Source organism: Paenibacillus lentus (assembly GCF_003931855.1).
Taxonomy (GTDB): Bacteria; Bacillota; Bacilli; order Paenibacillales; family Paenibacillaceae; genus Fontibacillus; species Fontibacillus lentus.
Genome location: NZ_CP034248.1, coordinates 2711300 through 2730058, shown reverse-complemented (window position 1 = coordinate 2730058; position 18759 = coordinate 2711300). Strand labels below are relative to the sequence as shown.

Annotated in this window: 15 protein-coding genes and 1 other annotated feature; of the genes, 5 read left to right on the top strand and 10 right to left on the bottom strand. The window is 49.3% G+C overall.

The window, feature by feature from the left end; genetic code table 11:
- Positions 1-87: 87 nt before the first annotated feature.
- Positions 88-1101 carry a GPR endopeptidase gene (gpr, locus tag EIM92_RS12095; RefSeq protein WP_125082846.1) on the bottom strand — a complete coding sequence of 338 codons (1014 nt, stop codon included), beginning with the start codon at positions 1099-1101 and terminating at the stop codon, positions 88-90.
- Positions 1102-1274: 173 nt separating this feature from the next.
- On the opposite strand from gpr, the gene rpsT reads away from it, so the two are divergent.
- The gene (rpsT, locus tag EIM92_RS12090; protein ID WP_125082845.1) at positions 1275-1547 is read left to right on the top strand and encodes a 30S ribosomal protein S20; all 273 of its coding nucleotides are present in this window, start codon (positions 1275-1277) and stop codon (positions 1545-1547) included.
- Between the two features lie 89 nt (positions 1548-1636).
- On the opposite strand, the gene holA is transcribed toward rpsT, so the two are convergent.
- From holA to EIM92_RS12060, 6 genes are all read right to left on the bottom strand, one after another.
- Positions 1637-2656 carry a DNA polymerase III subunit delta gene (gene holA, locus EIM92_RS12085; protein ID WP_125082844.1) on the bottom strand — a complete coding sequence of 340 codons (1020 nt, stop codon included), beginning with the start codon at positions 2654-2656 and terminating at the stop codon, positions 1637-1639.
- 333 nt (positions 2657-2989) lie between these two features.
- A complete protein-coding gene (locus EIM92_RS12080; RefSeq protein ID WP_125082843.1) occupies positions 2990-4225 on the bottom strand; it encodes an ICP22 family protein in 1236 nt (411 codons plus the stop codon).
- Positions 4222-4770, bottom strand: coding sequence for an RNA polymerase sigma factor (locus EIM92_RS12075; protein WP_125082842.1), 549 nt, complete (start codon positions 4768-4770; stop codon positions 4222-4224). Before EIM92_RS12075 ends, EIM92_RS12080 begins: the two co-directional genes overlap by 4 nt.
- A gap of 129 nt (positions 4771-4899) precedes the next feature.
- Complete coding sequence (locus tag EIM92_RS12070; protein ID WP_246021417.1) at positions 4900-7515, bottom strand: ComEC/Rec2 family competence protein; 2616 nt, start codon at positions 7513-7515, stop codon at positions 4900-4902.
- Between the two features lie 158 nt (positions 7516-7673).
- A complete protein-coding gene (locus EIM92_RS12065) occupies positions 7674-8192 on the bottom strand; it encodes a deoxycytidylate deaminase (RefSeq protein ID WP_125082840.1) in 519 nt (172 codons plus the stop codon).
- Between the two features lie 15 nt (positions 8193-8207).
- Positions 8208-8840, bottom strand: coding sequence for a ComEA family DNA-binding protein (locus EIM92_RS12060; RefSeq protein ID WP_125082839.1), 633 nt, complete (start codon positions 8838-8840; stop codon positions 8208-8210).
- 74 nt (positions 8841-8914) lie between these two features.
- Here EIM92_RS12060 and comER point away from each other — a divergent pair, with 74 nt between their 5' ends.
- Positions 8915-9796 (top strand): late competence protein ComER, encoded by an 882-nt coding sequence (gene comER, locus EIM92_RS12055; protein ID WP_125082838.1) that lies wholly within the window; start codon positions 8915-8917, stop codon positions 9794-9796.
- A 16-nt stretch (positions 9797-9812) separates the two neighbouring features.
- On the opposite strand, the gene leuS is transcribed toward comER, so the two are convergent.
- Both leuS and EIM92_RS12045 read right to left on the bottom strand, forming a co-directional pair.
- Entirely contained in the window at positions 9813-12254 is a 2442-nt protein-coding gene (gene leuS, locus EIM92_RS12050) for a leucine--tRNA ligase (protein ID WP_125082837.1), read from the bottom strand.
- Between the two features lie 52 nt (positions 12255-12306).
- Positions 12307-12562, bottom strand: a binding site (T-box leader).
- An 89-nt stretch (positions 12563-12651) separates the two neighbouring features.
- Positions 12652-14307 carry a hypothetical protein gene (locus tag EIM92_RS12045; RefSeq protein WP_125082836.1) on the bottom strand — a complete coding sequence of 552 codons (1656 nt, stop codon included), beginning with the start codon at positions 14305-14307 and terminating at the stop codon, positions 12652-12654.
- Positions 14308-14554: 247 nt separating this feature from the next.
- Between EIM92_RS12045 and kduI the strand changes: the two genes are divergently transcribed.
- The 3 genes from kduI to kduD are packed head-to-tail and all read left to right on the top strand — an operon-like array spanning position 14555 to position 16967.
- Positions 14555-15388, top strand: coding sequence for a 5-dehydro-4-deoxy-D-glucuronate isomerase (gene kduI, locus EIM92_RS12040; RefSeq protein WP_125082835.1), 834 nt, complete (start codon positions 14555-14557; stop codon positions 15386-15388).
- A gap of 32 nt (positions 15389-15420) precedes the next feature.
- Positions 15421-16191 (top strand): DeoR/GlpR family DNA-binding transcription regulator, encoded by a 771-nt coding sequence (locus EIM92_RS12035; RefSeq protein ID WP_125082834.1) that lies wholly within the window; start codon positions 15421-15423, stop codon positions 16189-16191.
- A 23-nt stretch (positions 16192-16214) separates the two neighbouring features.
- Positions 16215-16967, top strand: a complete 753-nt coding sequence (gene kduD, locus EIM92_RS12030) for a 2-dehydro-3-deoxy-D-gluconate 5-dehydrogenase KduD (RefSeq protein ID WP_125082833.1) — start codon at positions 16215-16217, stop codon at positions 16965-16967.
- Between the two features lie 258 nt (positions 16968-17225).
- On the opposite strand, the gene EIM92_RS12025 is transcribed toward kduD, so the two are convergent.
- Positions 17226-18614 (bottom strand): family 4 glycosyl hydrolase, encoded by a 1389-nt coding sequence (locus tag EIM92_RS12025; RefSeq protein WP_125082832.1) that lies wholly within the window; start codon positions 18612-18614, stop codon positions 17226-17228.
- Positions 18615-18759 lie beyond the last annotated feature (145 nt).

Sequence of the window (18759 nt, the reverse complement as noted above, 5' to 3'; positions counted from 1 at the left end):
AAATCCCTGGACTCTATTCAGCGGTTAAAACAAAAAGGAATACGCCCCTGGGGATGAACCCTGGATCGTATTCCCGCTAACCAAATGCTAATGAGTATGCGCTGCAACATTATCCTTATCTATCGCCTGGTGTAGGGATATATTCAGTCCGCTGGCAATGACATTGGCAATATCCTCAATGAACTCGTCAATTTCTTTTGGCGTAACGATGAGATCATGTCCTAAAGGTTCAAGGATTTCTTTCACCAATCCCAATCTCTCGTTCTCGCTCAGATCTGTAAGCAACCCCATAATTTGTTTCGTATTGCTCTGCGTATTTCCGTTTTCCCCGTTAAAATGCGACTTCATCAGGTCAAAAGCATTATTCACGATCGTAGATGCATAGCAAACCGTCGGAACACCGATCGCAATACAAGGGACGCCGAGAATTTCCTTCGTCAAACCTTTGCGTTTATTACCGATCCCCGATCCGGGATGGATGCCGATATCGGCAATTTGAATCGTAGTATTGACCCGTTCCAGGGATCTCGAGGCTAGCGCATCGATCGCAATAATCACGTCCGGCTTCGTACGATCGACAATGCCCTGCACAATTTCGCTGGATTCAATCCCCGTGATGCCGAGTACACCAGGCGCGACCGCACTAACCTTGCGATAGCCCGGGGCGACTTGATCCGGCGCCAGTTCAAAATAATGCCGAGTAACTATGACGTTCTCTACGACCAGCGGCCCTAGGGCATCCGGCGTGACATTCCAATTGCCTAAGCCGACGATCAGCATAGTAGCACCTGGCCCAATGCCGATCTTATCCAGGAAAGCGATAAATTCTTTGGAAAAGGCCGCTGCCACCCTCTCCTGAAGATCGCTGTCATGACTGCGCAGAGCAGGAACCTCCAAGGTGACATAATGTCCGACCAACCGACCAATCTGACGTGAAACCTGCTCATTCTCGACATCCAGCCGAGTAATTTTAATTCCATCCAGCTCCTCGACTTCTTCATGAATGCCAGATACCGGTCCGCCATGAGCCGTCTCCGCCAGCTCTTTAGACTCCACTGCTAAATCCGTACGAACCGAATACTGCCGTAAATCCAGATTCATATGAGGAATACCTCCCTTTCCGTTATCATCCTATATTGTGCGGGAGGAAGATAGACATTATACAGACGTCTTTTCTTTACTATGAATTTATTGCATTTTACCTTGCTGCGTGATAAAATATTTTAAGTTGTGAATCATCTGGGATGATATTTGCTTTACAGGAGGTGAATGCAATGCCAAACATTAAATCTGCAATCAAACGTGTGAAAACTAACGACAAACGCCGTGCTCTGAACGCTTCGCAAAAGTCCGCTTTGCGTACTGCTGTTAAAGCTGCAGACACTGCGCTAGCTAGCAATGAAGTAGAAACAGCTAAAACTGCTTTTGCTGCAGCTGCTAAGAAATTGGACAAAGCCGTTACTAAAGGTTTGATCCACAAAAACGCTGCTGCCCGTAAGAAATCCCGCTTGGCTAAAAAATTGAACGCCCTTACGTCCCAAGCGTAAGTGTCGTTATTTATAAACTTAAGCTCAAAGAGACCTGAACAGAGATGTTCAGGTCTTTTTGGTGAAGCTATAGTTTCCACTTGAAGCCGCTATGCCCCGAGCTTCAGAAGAAACAACTCAAGCCCAAGCACCTTATCTATTCCGCCGCTCTTCATCTGATAATCCAGCTGCGCGAGCTCTGACAGCGCTTGACGCAGCTTAGCCGTTTCAAATCTCCGCGCTTGCTCGCCAGCGATTTTCACCGCATAAGGGTGAAGTCCAAGCTGAGAGGCCATTTGCTGCTGCGAATAGCTCTGCCGCCCGAGCTCCTTCACCTGCAGCATAATCCGAAATTGACGAGCGATCAGCGCCGCAATTTTTATCGGTTCCTCACGCTGCTTCAGCAGCTCGTAAAAAATGTCCAACGCTTGCTCTAACTTTAAATTTGCAATGCTTTCCACCATGGCAAAGACATTTTGCTCCGTGCTGCGCGCCACTAGCTGGTTGATGGCACCTTCGTCTATAACGCCGCCCTTTCCAGCATAAAGACACAGCTTATCCAACTCAACCGCAAGGGCAGACATTTGAACACCGCTGGCAGCGATCAATGCTTCGGCAACCTCTCGACTCATGCTGCAGCCGCGTTTCTCCGCCTCTTTGACGGACCACTGCACGAGCTCACCACCGCCAAGGGGCATAAAAGAAAGCACTGTGCCCGACGCTTTGATTGCCTTGACGATCTTCTTCCGCTCGTCAAGCTTCTCCCCGTGAACAACAAACACAATGACGCTGTACTCCGCCGGGTTCGTCATATAAGCCGTAAGCGACTCCAACTTATGCTCGACTTTCCCGCTATCTTTTCCCGCTGTAAACAAAGATGCATCCCTTACAACGATCAGCTTGCGTGTGACAAGGAATGGCAATGTCTCCGCTTCCTCGATGACGGTCTCGATCGGCGTTTCTGCCAAATCAAAAACAGCCATGGCAAAGTCGCGCTGCTCTTCGTCGACAACTTGCTTCTCCAGCAAGCCGATAAATTCATTGATTTGGTATTTTTCCGTGCCATAACATAAGTATAAAGGGGATATGCGCCCCTGTCTTATTTCTTTCATCGCCGTTTTGGTATCCACTCGGCTTCCCCTTTCATCCTACACTTATTACTCGGCGGCTTTCCTCTTTCGTCCGCCATCAACAGTTTGTAATACTATGATACTTCGATTCGGCGGTTTAGTCCAAAAGCATTTAACTACTCTTTGACCGCTGTTTCATTCCATTCCCATACAAACAAAGGAACCTTCGGCGCCATGGCCAGGTTCCTTTGTCCCGGAGCATCTATATAAACGCGGGCTGAAAAGCTCTAGAAACTTTTCCGCCGGCGGTCATACGACGATCAGGGTCTTTCAATTCTCTTTAATTCTCTTATCTATATAACCTATTCCATATCTCCTGAAATCGTGCTACTCTCATTCATTTTGTGATGAATTTTCCGCATTCGCTGAGGGTTTGACCTCTACGCTATGCTTTGTCACGCTGCCGTCCACATCGGCCTCATAGTTAAATTTCGTACCGTCACTGGACCATTCGCCGTTAATCCATGTGCCTGAAATTTGCTTATCGACAACAAGCTGGGATGTTTCGTTGCCCACCTGATAGATGTACAGATGATCACCCTGCAGGACAGCCCGGTGAGTTCCATCGGGAGAACTCCATTCCTCCGGCATGCTCGCAATCCCGTACTGCTGAGCCGGGGCTTGCGGAGACAGAGACTCATCCGGCGCCAAGGGTGCCATTTCCATGCGATGGTCGCCCAGCTCGTCATTGTTCTGCGGATCATTTTGAACAGGATCTCCTTGATCCAAATTTTCCTCCGGAGATCCCTCCTTCGGCTCAGAAGAATTCCCTGCACTGCGCGAAGCATCCCCTGCTGGATTCTCAACTGCGCCTTCGCTAGATTCGACAGGCCCATTTGCCGGGGCTTGGGATGATCCATCCCCCTTCGTTTCAGCATGATCCTGAGATGTCTTCTTCCCCGAACCGGCCTCTCCATCAGATGATGCCCCCTCTTTCCGGGTAGAGGCTTTCATATCCCCTTTATCCCCTGGGCTCACCCCTGAATTCTCGGTCGATCCATCTCCTAATCCAGACACATGATTGTCTATGTCTACTGTGTCATCCAAGCTTCCCGACATGATTTCGTTAGCCGAGGAGTGACTATTTAAGTCTGCGCTCTGGTCAGCTGTTGACAACTCCGCATTAGGAATTGTTTGCGGCTCATATTGCGTAATGAAAATCCCCAATATGACAGCCGCGGCGACCGTTCCGAAAATCCCTGTCCGAATTTTACGACTACGGGCACGTTGCGAAGCTTGCTTATCACGCCGACTCCGTGTGCTCCGCGGACTAGCTGCCGCAGATGCTGCTACCGATTCGATAATAGGATCATGCTCGAGCGCACTCCCCTCTTCCTGGCGAGCCCGGTCAATTTCATCTAATTGTGGCATGATCCGGTCAACAAGGCTAAAGCGCGGGGTGACATTTGGAAGCTCACTTAACTGGGCAGAAAGCTTCCTCAGAAGTTCAAATTCGTAAGCACAATCGTTACAGTCGCGAATATGCTCGAGCAAAAGAGAGGTCCCCTCGTCATTCAAATCATAATCTACATATCGATGCATCCATTCCACCGCCTCCGCGCATTTCATCCTGACACACCACCTTTCTGATAATCTTGGAGTAATTGCTGAAGCTGCTGCCTGGCCCTGAATAAATATGATTTCACCGTATTCAGCGGCAAATTCAAACTCTCGGCTATTTCGTTATACGAAAATTCCTGCAAATACCTCAATACAACGACGGAGCGATGATGTTCGGGAAGCTGGTCAATCGCTTCACGGATATCCTCTGCAATATATCCAGACATTACCTCACGCTCAACGTTATCCTTGCCCTCGAACACGAAATCATGCTCCTCTATCGATACCGTTGGTTTCTTTCTACGGAATTTATCGATGCATATATTCGTCACAATTCTCTGCACCCAGGTCTTAAATTGCGCCTTCTCCTCATAAGTATCAATTTTCGTATAAATTCGGATCAGTGCTTCCTGGGCCGCATCGTGCGCATCCTGCTCATTATTCAAAATATAATAGGCTGTACGGTACACCTGATTCTCTATTTCTCGCAATAGGGTGATTAGAGCGTCGCGATCGCCCATTTGAGCGGCTCTGATGAGTTCCTGCTCCACCACAATGGCTCCCCCTTCCTTGCAACCTTACAGACGATATCGACTGGCGATATGTTGCAATGTTGTTACTATTATTTTTAATAATTTCTAGCAATAAAGTCTTACATCACCATTCGTAAGCCTAAATCTCACCTAAGAATACCAGAAAAAAAGGAGCCCGTCATCAGAGGAGGACAACTTAAAACGAACGCGTATCCGGCTATTGTTCACTTCCATTTGCACCTCGCCCTGTTCGTCCGTTCGATAGATTGAACTCCCCAAAGCGTTTAACCGTTCTACTACAGTCGGATGAGGATGGCCATAGCTGTTAGAAGCACCTGCCGAAATAACAACTGACGCAGGCTGCCAATATTCCAGCCACTCCAATGAGGTTGAGGTTTTGCTGCCGTGGTGGGCGATTTTCATGACATCGAGACGAAGTCGGTTCTGACGGTCAATCTCTTCCAATACGCGATGCTCGGCTGCTTCGTCCATGTCTCCGGTAAACAAAAATGTTGCTCCTGCCATTTGCAAAGTAAATACGATGGATTCATGATTCTGTTCCCGGCTGTAGGCAATATGCCCATCGCTAGTATCATCAGCTTCAGGCGACAGCACCTGTATCGAAGTCAATGCATCTATCTTTAAACTCATTCCCTGCCTGGCCTCATAAATGGGTATTTTCTTTCGAAGGGCCTTAGACATAAGCTTGTCCATCGTTGCCGAATCGCTTAGCGTCCCATTGATGAGCAGCGCATCTACAGGAAAATGCTCTAGCACAGCCAGCAGACCTCCAGCATGATCCTGATCGGCGTGCGTTAGAATGATTGCGTCGAGACGGTTGATCCCGCGCTTTTTCAACAAAGGAACTACCGTCTTTGCCCCTACCTCAAAGGGATCTCGCCGATTCCGCCACGCCTCCTCCGGTTTGCGAAAGGATACGGTGCCTCCCCCATCTACAAGAATGTTCCTTCCCTCCGGCGTAGTGATAAGCGCGCAGTCTCCTTGTCCAACATCTATAAACTGCACATGCCCCCTACCCTTCGTATTTAAAGGCAAGTATCCCAAATACAGTTGAATGAGCAGAAGACAGACAAGCCCCGCTTGCAAAAGTTGTTGAGGTCGAAGGGAGAACAACTTATCTAATTCCCACCGCCGCTTACGCCGACGCTCCTGCCAGCCTCCGCTCTGCAGTAGAGGCCCAAGTGGCTGCGTATCATCGATGCCGGCCAAATCGGCTTGACGAACAATACGGCTGCGGTGCCTCCAATAAAGCAGCAAATAAAGAGCCATATAATATACAGCAATCCACAACAATGAGGGAGACTTCCAATAGGTCATAAATCCGCTGCGAGCATTCAACCATTCTGTCACAATAAAAGTCGCAGTATTTAATAATCTCACGGGATAAGCCAGCCACTTTCCAAGGGAAAACGACATTGCGCTTAGCAGTAATGCAGCCGTGCCTCCTGGCAGAGCAATCATTCCGATCAATGGAACAAGCAGCATGTTCGCTCCCAAGGAGAGCAGGGAGAATTGATTGAAATAATAAATCGTCAGCGGGAATGAAACCATTTGAGCAGCTATCGTAATCGCTGCGGCACCCGCCATTTTGGTTGGCAGCCAACGCAGATACGGAAGCAGTAAAGGAACAAACAAGATCAATCCTGCTGTGACGATAAAAGAGAGCTGGAAGCTGACATTGAGCATTAAATAAGGCTCCCACAGCAGCATGATTAGAGCAGCCGCAGACAGAATGTTTAATCCATCTTTTAACAATCCACGCCGCAATAAATATATACCGATCATCGTCATTAATCCCGAGCGGATAACGGAGGGCGAAAATCCGGTAATCAGCACATAAATAGGAATGAACCCGAACACGACGCGATAGGAATTTTCCCGAGTTACCCGAAATAGACGCAGCAGGCCGAAAATTAAACTTACATTAATCGCAACATGGCTGCCAGAAATAGCAAGAATATGCGTTAATCCAAGCTGAGAGAACTGTACGTATTTATCAGGCTCCAGTTCGCTAGCAAGACCGATCAGCAAGCCTTTCATATATCCTGCCTGCCAGTCCGGGAATAACCGCTCGATGCGATCCCCTAGCAGCCTTCGAGCGGTATCGACCTTTCCGAACAGCAGAGCCGGGCTAATTTGGCTGTCAGCTGCAACCTCAATGGAAGTCGCACCTGTCACTTTCAAAATCCAATGGATACGCTGGTTTCGCAAATAATCGCGATAATCGAATCCGCCAAAATTACGGGCGACATTCGGCTTTTCTAAGCTGCCGGCCATCTCAAGCTGCTGACCTCTCTGCCATTTCTCCGCCACTTCAATTTCTTCGATAGAAGCCAGCCGTACCTGTACTCTTAACAGCTCTCCGCTTACATCCGCAGTATGATAATCTGATGCCTGGCCTGGAAATGATACGGCCTTTAGTCGAAACGTAAAATCAGCACGGTCGCCATCCACTTCCACAGCAGACATAATCATACCTTCTACATGAACCAGTAACTCCTTGGAGCCAGAGCTAGTATTAAGAGTCGCTGCGGAATCAAAGCTGTTTTCAAGTATCAAATCCGAGAGCGCGCTCTCATTTCTTCCATCATGATATGACCAATATGCGGCTCCAAGAGTAAACATCAACCAGAGCATAAGTAGCATTCTCCACGGAAAGCGGGAAATCCACCCTAGCAAGGGAATGAACAAGGATACCCCTATCCATAATAGCCAAAAAGGAGAGCCGTCGCACAAATGAGACATACTGCTTCCAGCGATCCAGCAACAAACTGCAATAACTAAAGGCCTGCGTTGCATACCTCGACTCCTTTCGGAAACATCGTGCTCAAAAATCATCCGTCCCTCTACAAAAAAAGAACCCCGCTGCTAGTGCAGACGAGGTTCTTCCTTCATCTCTTGCTCTATTCTTCAACCCGGCCATCCGTTTCCTTCGGAGGCTGATACGATTCCAAACGCCGGAAGGTAATCCCCTTCTGGCTCATCATTGCCGAAACCTTACCCGTATCCTTCGGATAAGGACGATGGAAAATAACTTCAGTGATCCCACTGTTCGCGAGCATGTTGGCACACGTCCAGCACGGCTCATCCGTCACATAAACGCTAGAGCCCTCCCGATCAATCCGATCGGTAAATAACAGCAGATTCTGCTCTGCATGAATAGTACGGACACAACGCTGTTTCTTGATCATCTTTTCCTGTCCGTCTACCGTCACTACCTCATATTCCTCAGCAATCATACACCCCGCCTCTGAGCAGTCAGGCACTCCTGAGGGGGCACCATTATATGCTGTTCCGAGCAGCTTCTTCCCCTGGACAAGCACAGCCCCCACATGCCGCCGGTTACAACGCGATCTCGTGGATACCATATAAGCGATATCCATGAAATACGTATCCCAATCTTTACGTGTATCTGTACCCATTCCTTATTTCTCCTCTTACAGTTTGATATAAGGCTTCATCTTCTGGAACATTTTATCCCCGATGCCCTTCACCTTCTTCAAGTCGCTCAAGGATTTAAAAGAACCATGTTGGTTTCGGTAATCGAGTATGGCCTGAGCCTTCTTCTCGCCAATGCCCGGTATAGTTTGAAGCTGCTTACTATTTGCCGTATTCAGACTCACCAAGCCATCTTGCTCCGATCGTTCGGAAGCTGGCTGAGACGATTCGGCCGCTTCATTTCCGCCCGCTGTTCCTGCGGAGGCGGTGCTCGCTTGAGCGTCCAGTTCGTGTTTCTGCCCTTCACTGTCAGTGGCATCTTGGCCCATCATGGGCTCAATCGTAATTGCGGCAGACTCGTTGTTAACAGCGGAGTCATTCTGAGTTGCTGCAATTCCCGGCCCTTCCGCAGATACAGTAACCGGAGCAGCTTCCGCCACTCCATTGCCGCCCATTACAGCAGCGACCTCGCGATTGAGCGGAGCCCAGCCCTCAATGCCCGCAGGACGACTTCCTCCGACCGCCAGAAGCATCAATCCAGCTCCTACGACAGCCGATATAATCGCTGTCATCACATATTCCCGTTTCAATTCCATCGCTCCAATCTCAAAAGAATCTGTCCAAATAGTCATGAAGATCCAATCAAGATGCATACATATATAAACGACGAATATTTTTGTGCTTAAGCACGAAAGGGGGAAAAAGGATGAAAGTCGCATTCATCGGAACGGGATCGATGGGGAGCCTGCTTATCGAAGCCTTCCTGCGTTCCGGTGCACTGTATCCGCATAACCTGTACCTTAGCAACCGCAGCAAAGACAAATCCGAGCTGCTGGCATCGCGATATCCCGGCATTCATGTCTCCACCAGTAATGCCAACGCTGCCCAAGGGAGCGATATTGTCTTTATTTGCGTCAAACCGCATCACTTTCCAGAGGTTATCGCAGAAATTCGCAGTGTACTCCTTGAGTCGCAACTGGTCATATCCATTACAAGCCCTGTGCTTATCTCGATGCTGGAAGAACAAATCCCTTCCAAAATCGCCAAGATCATTCCTAGCATTGTCCATTCTGTACATAGCGGCACCTCGCTCTGCATTTATGGAAAGCGAGTTCAGCCCGAAGACCGGCTATTGCTCGAACAGCTTATGTCCTCGATCAGCCGACCAATCCCCATGAAAGAGTCAGAGACAAGAATCGCCTCTGACATTTCAAGCTGTGGCCCCGCCTTTGTGTCCTTTATCGTCCAGCAATGGGTCAGGGCGGCCGTGCAATTGACCGGAATCAACATGACGGACGCTCTGATTCTTAGCGCTGAAATGCTGCTTGGCACAGGCAGACTCTTAACAGAAGGCGGACTAACGCCTGAAGAACTGCAACGCCGCGTAGCCGTTCCCGGCGGAGTGACCGCCGAGGGATTAGCTATTCTGGAAGAGAGGCTGCAGGGGGTGTTCCCAAGCTTGATCGAAGCGACTCAGCGCAAGCACAAGGCCGATCAGGTAAAGCTAGCCTCCCTCTTCAATAACGACGTATCTGCCGCAGGCAGCACTGCCACCCCCGCCAATGGCGATTCCGAGACTGAAACGTAAAACGTTTTAGCCCTACCTAACCGACCACGATGTTGACAAGCTTGCCCGGAACCGCGATAACTTTGCGAACGGTCTTGCCTTCAATAGCCTGCTTCACGTTCGGCAGGGCCATGCTGTGCTCCTGCATTGCCGCCTGATCAAGATCCTTCGCCACTTTAGTCCGATCAACGATTTTGCCGTTCACCTGGACGACGATTTCCACTTCGGAATCAACCGTCCAAGCCTCGTCATAAACCGGCCATGGCTCATAAGTAATGCTTTCGTTATGGCCGAGGCGCTCCCACAGCTCTTCCGCTAGATGCGGTGCCAGCGGAGACAGCAATTGCACGAAATTCGCAGCCGCTGCTTTAGGGATAACATCCGTTTTATATGCTTCATTGACGAAAATCATCAGCTGGCTGATTGCCGTATTAAAGCGCAACGCTTCGAAGTCTTCGGTTACTTTCTTGATCGTCTTGTGCCAAGTGCGCTTAAAATCCTCTGAACCAGCGCCATCGTTGATTTTGGCATTCAAGCTTCCGTCCTCAGTAACGAACAGGCGCCAGATACGGGACAGGAAACGATGCGTCCCTTCCACTCCGCTTGTATTCCATGGCTTAGTCGCTTCCAGCGGCCCCATGAACATCTCGTAGACACGAAGCGTGTCGGCACCGTACTCATTCACGATCACGTCCGGGTTGATGACGTTACCGCGGGACTTGCTCATTTTCTCGTTGTTCGTACCAAGAATCATCCCTTGGTTGACCAGCTTGTGAAACGGCTCCTTCGTCGATACAATACCCAGGTCATACAAGACCTTGTGCCAGAAGCGGGCATAGAGCAAATGAAGCACCGCGTGCTCGGCTCCGCCGATGTATAGATCTACCGGCAGCCATTCCTCCTGCTTCTCCTTCGAGCACAGCTCCTTATCGTTGTGCGGGTCAATGTACCGCAAATAATACCAGCAGCTTCCCGCCCATTGCGGCATCGTATTCGTCTCGCGGCGAGCCGGGAGGCCCGTCTCGGGATCCGTCGTATTCACCCATTCCGTCACATTAGCGAGCGGTGATTCTCCCGTTCCGGAAGGTGCGATATGATCGACCTCCGGCAGAAGCACTGGCAGCTGATCTTCCGGCACCGGCTTCATCGTGCCATCCTCGAGATGCAGGATCGGAATCGGCTCTCCCCAATAACGCTGACGGCTGAAGAGCCAGTCACGCAGGCGATAGCTTACTTTCCCGCGGCCTTTGCCGTTCTCTTCAAGCCAAGCTATCATTTTCTTAATCGCTTCTTCGTTGCGGAGGCCATTTAAGAAATCGGAATTGACGTGTGCGCCGTCTCCTGAATATGCTCCTTCCGCAATGTTGCCGCCTTCTACGACCTCGATAATCGGTAATCCAAACTGCTTTGCGAATTCATAATCCCGCTCATCATGACCCGGAACAGCCATAATCGCGCCTGTCCCATAACCTGCAAGCACATAATCCGCAATCCAAATTGGAAGCTTCTCTCCATTAACCGGATTGATCGCATAAGCTCCAGTAAAGACACCAGTTTTCTCTTTAGCTAAATCCGTGCGCTCCAGGTCGCTCTTTCGTGCAGCCTGTTCCTGATAGTTAACGATCGCCGCACGCTGGCCTTCTGTCGTAATTTTCTCCACCAATTCATGCTCCGGCGCAAGCACAGCGTAACTGGCACCAAACAAAGTATCTGGACGAGTCGTGAATACTGTCAGCGTCTCATCGCTTCCTTCAATTTGGAATACGACCTCCGCTCCCTCCGATTTACCGATCCAGTTGCGCTGCATATCTTTGATGCTCTCTGACCAATCCAGATCTTCCAAGTCTTCCAGCAGCCGCTCGGCGTACTCGGTAATCTTCAGCACCCACTGACGCATCGGCTTGCGGATTACTGGGTGCCCCCCGCGTTCACTCTTGCCATCTATAACCTCTTCATTCGCCAGAACCGTCCCTAGAGCCGGGCACCAGTTTACAGGTACTTCGGCAACATAGGCCAGCCCCTTCTTATAGAGCTGAATAAAAATCCATTGTGTCCATTTATAATATTCCGGATCCGTTGTACTGATTTCCCGATCCCAATCGTAAGAGAAGCCTAGCGATTTGATCTGGCGCCGGAAGTTGTTGATGTTCTTGACTGTAATATCGCGAGGATGCTCGCCCGTATCAAGGGCATGCTGCTCTGCTGGCAGACCAAATGCATCCCAGCCCATTGGATGAAGCACGTTGTATCCGCGCATCCGCTTATAACGTGAGACGATGTCTGTCGCTGTATAGCCTTCGGGATGCCCTACATGAAGGCCGGCCCCTGACGGATAGGGGAACATATCGAGCGCATAAAATTTCGGCTTGCCCGGTTCCTCCCGAGTTTTAAAGGTTTGATGCTCATCCCAGTATGCCTGCCATTTCGGCTCAATTGCCTGTGCGCGGTATACATCGTGAGATTGGTTGTTATTACTCATGATCCTAAACTCCCTTCAATTAAAAAAACCTCTCGATCCATAGCGTATCATCGCTAGGGACGAGAGGAGTATTCCCGTGGTACCACCCTAGTTAGCGGCCAGCATGCTTTGCGTTCCGCTCCCTTTACACCCTTAACGCGGGCAAGACGATGATGTTCGCGAGACAAGGACAGCAGCTTAAGCTACCCAAAATCCCATTGCATCATAACTCCAAGGCGAGTTCATTTGCATTCTCCAACCGGCTTGCACCAAGCACCGGCTCTCTGAGTGGCAGAATCCAAACTATTATTCCTCTTCAAAGTTCCAAATATCAAAATTTGATTACCAATCATTATATAAAACTGAATCAGCCTCGTCAATGATAATTCAGACCAGCATCCAGACTTTAGCATCCAAACTACAGCACCCTATAGTGGTAATCATCGTAGCAAACAGACTGACCATCGATCAACGCTTCCGAACCACCTCTATCCTTTATAGATAAACAAAACTTCTTGCCGCTTAGTATCCCCGTATAATCGACCTGAAATTCTCTATCCACTGTAAATCGGGGGTGATTTTGTGACATCGCGCCGGCGAATTGGCCCAAATCTAAGATTCCGCGCTCATTTGCCGCGGCAGCTCCGACTGCTTCAACCACGACTCCCCCCCTGCGTCCGCGGCACACGACAAGACGATAACCGTCCTGCTGACGAATTTCATATGGCCCGGTCAGGTATACTGCGAAGTAAGCTTCTTCTACTTTACCGTACAATGCTTCCGGCTCCTCCAGCCACTCCCCCTCGGGAATAACGCCAATGACCTCATCCCGAACCGCCCCAGGCAGCGGATACAGCGCAATCACTACATTCTGATGATAAAGTACCTCCATCCATTCGCTTTGATGGCGAGGGTCGCATCCAGATGGATCAAATCCGTCTCCGGGGTGAAAAAAGTACAGCTGATTGCCTAACCCGCAAGAGCGCACCGGCAAACTGAACAGCCAGCGCAGCTGCTCGTTATCAAACTCCTTGACTCTCTCCCACAATCCGCCTGCCGCGAACTGTTCGGTGATATAAACATACGAATGCAGCACTCGTCTCTGCCCCTCGACCCTTTTTATGATTGAACTGCACACCTCGGACGGCTGCTTTCTAATTAACGCCATGCTCCGGGCACTCTCTGGGGCTGCACGGAACAGCAGACCGGCGTATTCCGTACGAGGCATTTTTTCCGGCAGTTCAAAATCGCCAAATTGCACATAATCATGCAGAACATTCGCATCCTTTGGCGCGTCATGCGGCCAACCGCGGGAATGCGCACCGACCCAAGCGCCTTTCAAGTAAAGGCTCGCCCTTAAGCGCCATAAATAATCGAGCATTTCGGCCAGCTCGACTTTAAGCCCTTCATCCTCCATCAGCTCAAAGGCGCATGTGAACGCCTGAATCCAGTGCCAGAACCACGGGAGCGCGCCGTACTCCGCCATTCCCTCCTTGCGAATCATCTCAAGTGTACGCCGCAGGCTGTCTCTCCCGTCTTCAATCAGTTCCTGATCGTTATACTTTTGGCCGAAAATCAACTTGGCCGCCGTAAACTTTGCCTCGTGGTGACCGTAATGCTCAAGCGGCTTGCGATAGAAATTACCCTTATATACGTTTCTTAATGCAGCTTCAAAGCTTTCCGCCAACTCGCAGCTCATATGCTTTGCGTAGTTATGGTAGAAATAAACCATCAGGCTTCCCATTAATTCTACGGGCAGCTCATGAGGCAGGGCTTGCTCGGGAGCTGGATGTAAGTTAAGGGGCCAATGTCCGTACATCGGGCTATGGGGGTTGGTGTCCTGCAATTGGAGCACCCGGTATAGCACTTTTTCGGCGAGCTGCTTTCCTTCCTCGCGATCAAAAATTGACATTTCCTCCAGATCAACGGCAGCAGCGAACAAATAAGATGCGTAATAATAGTTATCGCGAATATCGCCATGAAACCATAAGCCACTATTTAACAGCGGCCGTCTCCAGGCTTTTCGCGCCACCCTTCGTATAATTTCGTTCATTCTACACCGATATGAACACATGATTGATTCTCCTCCCGCTGCGGATGGATCTCCATACCTATCCTTATTTCAATATCATAACACGCCGATTTTATCTTCAAATGTAATTTTTAATGTTATACTTGCACATTCTTCAGTTCTTGGACTAATCTTGTCTTCCCCTGAAATAAAATCATTAAACCGCTTGCAAAATAAACACAAACGGATTAATATGAACCTATATGAACATCTTAAACCAAAAAACGAACGACAAGAGGAGGCTTTTAAAATGGAAAGACGTTACGCATCTCACCCAAATGAAGTAAAACAGTTCGACACGGATCGGCTGCGTCAGGAATTTCATATTCCAACTTTATTTACGGCCGACAAATTGGAGCTGGTTTTGACTCACGAGGATCGCTTGATCATCGGCGGTGCTTATCCCGTGAAGCAAGACGTCAAGCTGGAAACAGATCTGAAGGAGCTTGGCGTATCCTTCTTCCTGGAGCGCCGCGAGATTGGAGCAATCAACGTAGGCGGCCCTGGTACCATTATCGTAGATGGCACGGAATACGATCTGAACACAAAAGACTGCTTGTATGTAGGAATGGGCTCCAAAGAGGTTATTTTCAGAAGCAAGGATGCTGACAAGCCAGCCAAATTCTATCTGAACTCGGCACCAGCCCACAAAGAGTTCCCTACAGCGAAGACGACGCTCGGAGAAGCGGATTCCAGCGCACTTGGCTCGATTCAAAACTCCAACGACCGCACGATCCATCGCTTCATCCATGCGGACGGTATTCAGAGCTCCCAGCTGGTTATGGGGATGACGCAGCTTAAGACAGGCAACATGTGGAACACGATGCCAGCGCATGTTCACCCACGCCGGATGGAAGCTTATATGTACTTCGATCTTCCCGAAGATTCAGTCGTCATCCATCTCATGGGCGAACCGACAGAAACACGTCATATCGTGATGAGAAACGAAGAGGCTGTCATCTCTCCTAGCTGGTCCATTCATAGCGGTGTGGGAACGAGCAATTATACATTCATCTGGGGCATGGCCGGCGATAACAAAATTTATAGTGATATGGACGCCGTAGCCATGAAGGATTTAAGATAGAGAGATAATATTTACGGAAGAGTTGAGATGGTATGAGTCCGATTAGACGGCATGAGAGAATTATGGAGGTTCTGCTGACAAACAAAGAGGTTACGGTGGCGGAATTAAGCGACAAGCTGGGCGTTACCGGCAAGACGATTCGCGAGGATTTAACCCGGCTTGAAGAGCAGGGATTAATCGTTCGCGTTCACGGCGGTGCTATACTGGCGCAAAGTGATCAATTCGGGATCCTACCGTCCAAGGAGCCTTTAACAAAGCATGCAGACGAGAAGGCTGATATCGCAAGCAGGGCCTTACTGCATATCGAACCCAACGATATTATTGCACTCGATGGTGGGAGCACGACGCTGGAGATTGCACGACGCCTAAGCAACGAACCGTTAACCGTCATTACTAATGATGTGTATATCATCAGCGAACTGGCCGCAAAGGACAACATACGTCTCGTTGTTCCTGGCGGCTATCGGGTTCGTAACATGCTGGCGGGACCGGAAGCAACCTCATATATCCGACAGTTAAACATTCAGAAAGCATTTATTTCGGCGACTGGCATTCATCCCGACCATGGTTTGTCGATTTATACGGGAGATCTTATTGACTTCAAGCGGGCCTTGATCGAGACGGCCCATGAAGTCATCGCCGTCATTAATCATCATAAATTTGGGCAGACCGCACTGCGGACGTTCGCTTCCCTAAGCGAACTGACCTGCATCATTACCGACAGTGGGCTCCCAGCCGAAACCGCCCAACAATACAGTCATGCTGGAGTCACGTTAGAGTGCGGCACCGACCAGAATTGCTAATTTGATAAAAGGAGAGTCCAACCATGAAATTATTTGATTTAACAGGCAAAACGGCTCTAGTAACAGGCACAACCGGAGGATTGGGACAAGGCATCGCCATCGGCTTGGCCGAGGCAGGGGCGGACGTGGTCTGCGTCTCCGTTAGCTCTAGCGAAGAAACAGTAAAACAAATCGAGAGCTTGGGCAGAAAAGCTTCGGCCATCGATGTCGACTTGAGCGATCATAGCAAATTACAGGCGACCTTCGACGAAGCGCTTAAACTTACCGGCCACATTGATATTCTCGTGAATAATGCCGGCATTATTCGCCGGACACCAGCCAAAGACCACAGTGAAAAGGATTGGTTTGATGTGATCAACCTGAACCTGAACACCGTATTCCTGCTATCCCAAATCGCAGGTCGTCATATGCTGGAAAGAGGCAGCGGAAAAATTATCAATATTTGCTCGATGCTCTCCTATCAAGGCGGAATCAATGTACCCGGCTATACAGCAAGTAAACACGGCGTAGCCGGGCTAACTAGAGCATTCGCCAACGAATGGGCGGAGAGCGGGCTGCAAATCAATGGTATTGCTCCCGGCTACATGGCGACGGATAACACCGCACAAATCCGCGCGGACGAGAACCGCTTCGCATCAATTACGGATCGAATCCCTGCCGGACGCTGGGGAACTCCTGAAGACCTGAAGGGTCCAGCAGTGTTCCTGGCATCCTCGGCATCCGATTACTTAAACGGCCACGTTCTTTGCGTAGACGGCGGCTGGATGGCGAGATAATAAAATTATATGTTTTCGATTCATAGAGCCGACAATCCCGGCAAGCTAATACTGAAGCTGCAAATGCGGCCGTGGGAGCAATGTCGGCAAGAGAGAGCTATATAGGATCTACTTAAAGAGAGACATAAAGACCAGGATAAACCGTCTTTATGTCTCTTTTCTCATTTTATTCGCCCAAAACTTATGTTGCGGGCAGACTTCATTGATATGAAAATGCCCCTCTCCCGCATAGTCCTTTTAGACTTAACAATCCAGTTATTACTCATACCAATATCCCGGGATGATCTCCTTTTCCAACTCCAGCAGCTCTTTAATCATCATATCTGCATCATGTATGGAATTTACCAGCGGATCAGTTAGCATCGCTCTTCTCAATTTCGTGAAGCTTCCTTCTACAACAGCCTCCGCCGTCAGTTCGTGCGTATCGAGCACGAGCTCCTGCATGCCCCGGATTCCCCGGGGCATCTCACCCACGTGAAGGGGTTTGATTCCGTCCATTTTCACTTCACATAACAATTCAAGGAAAGCGTCGTCATTCATGTTCGTCACCGCCCCGTTATTGAGCGTATTAATAAAGAACCGCTTGCCCAAATGGCCCACCATATTTTCGATAATATCCGTGGCGTGATCGGGCCCGAATGATTTCATGTAGTCGGTGATCGGACGTTTTCCGGAAAGGAAATCATCCACTTGCCCCCACATCTCCTCATGCCGTTGATACCGATCTTCCGTTTCCCAAATCGATAAAGGGGGAATGACGTCCTTCGTCTTGCCCAGTCCCTGCCAATAGCGGACGTATTCTTTCGTGTGGGCCGTACATGTCGGAATATATCCGAAAATGTTATAGAGCTCATACGTGATGGCATCGTTATAAAGCGCCTTCGCACCTGTATCCCCGCCATCGTTTTCCGTTCCCGCCGATATTCTCATCGACTCAGCTACCTGCGGCATGACATCCTTTCCATCATACTCGGCCTTAAGCAGCCAGGTGAAATGATTGACGCCGGCTATGCGGAAATCAAATTTCCGATCGATTTCCCCATTGAACTCACTAATATCCTCAATGATGCCTGCCCGAATGGCATAGTAAGCTTTCTTATGCGGCATATGGTGGCTATCGCAAAGGGCGAAGGTTTTCAGCTGCGGCGCATATCGGCTTAAAGCGATTCCATGGACAGCAGACGGATTGATATAATTAATGACCCACGCATCGGGACAAAGCTCCTCGATGTCTTTAGCGCATTCCATGATGACTGGCAGCTCTCTCATGGCTCTGAAGATCCCGCCTGGGCCGATGGTATCCCCGGAGCACATGCGAATTCCGTATTTTAAAGAAATCTGGCAATCGATGCCGCGGTATTTTACAGTATCTTCAGCAAAGCTGAGGACGACGAAATCAGCGCCCTTCAGCACCTCTCTCCGATTCGTCGAGCCCTCCACTTTAAGGGGCACATCATTCTCCTTGGCAACCATTTCTGCAAGCCTGACCATCTTGGACAGCTTTTCTTCGTCTGTATCTACCAAAGCAAGTGTTCCTTGATTCAAATATTTAGAGTCGACCATTTGCCAAATCGATTGGCGCCCAAAGAATAAACTTCCCGCCCCGATAACGACGATCTTCGGTTGTGGCACTTTAGAATCTATCATATCAAGCCCTCCTTATGGGTTATGACCCCATTATAGAAGGCGGATTTCGAAAGTAGAATATGAGATAGTTTTACGTTCATGTCAAATAGTTTGATTATTTATGAGCGGAAACTTCGATGGTATACTATAATTATTTGAAATATGT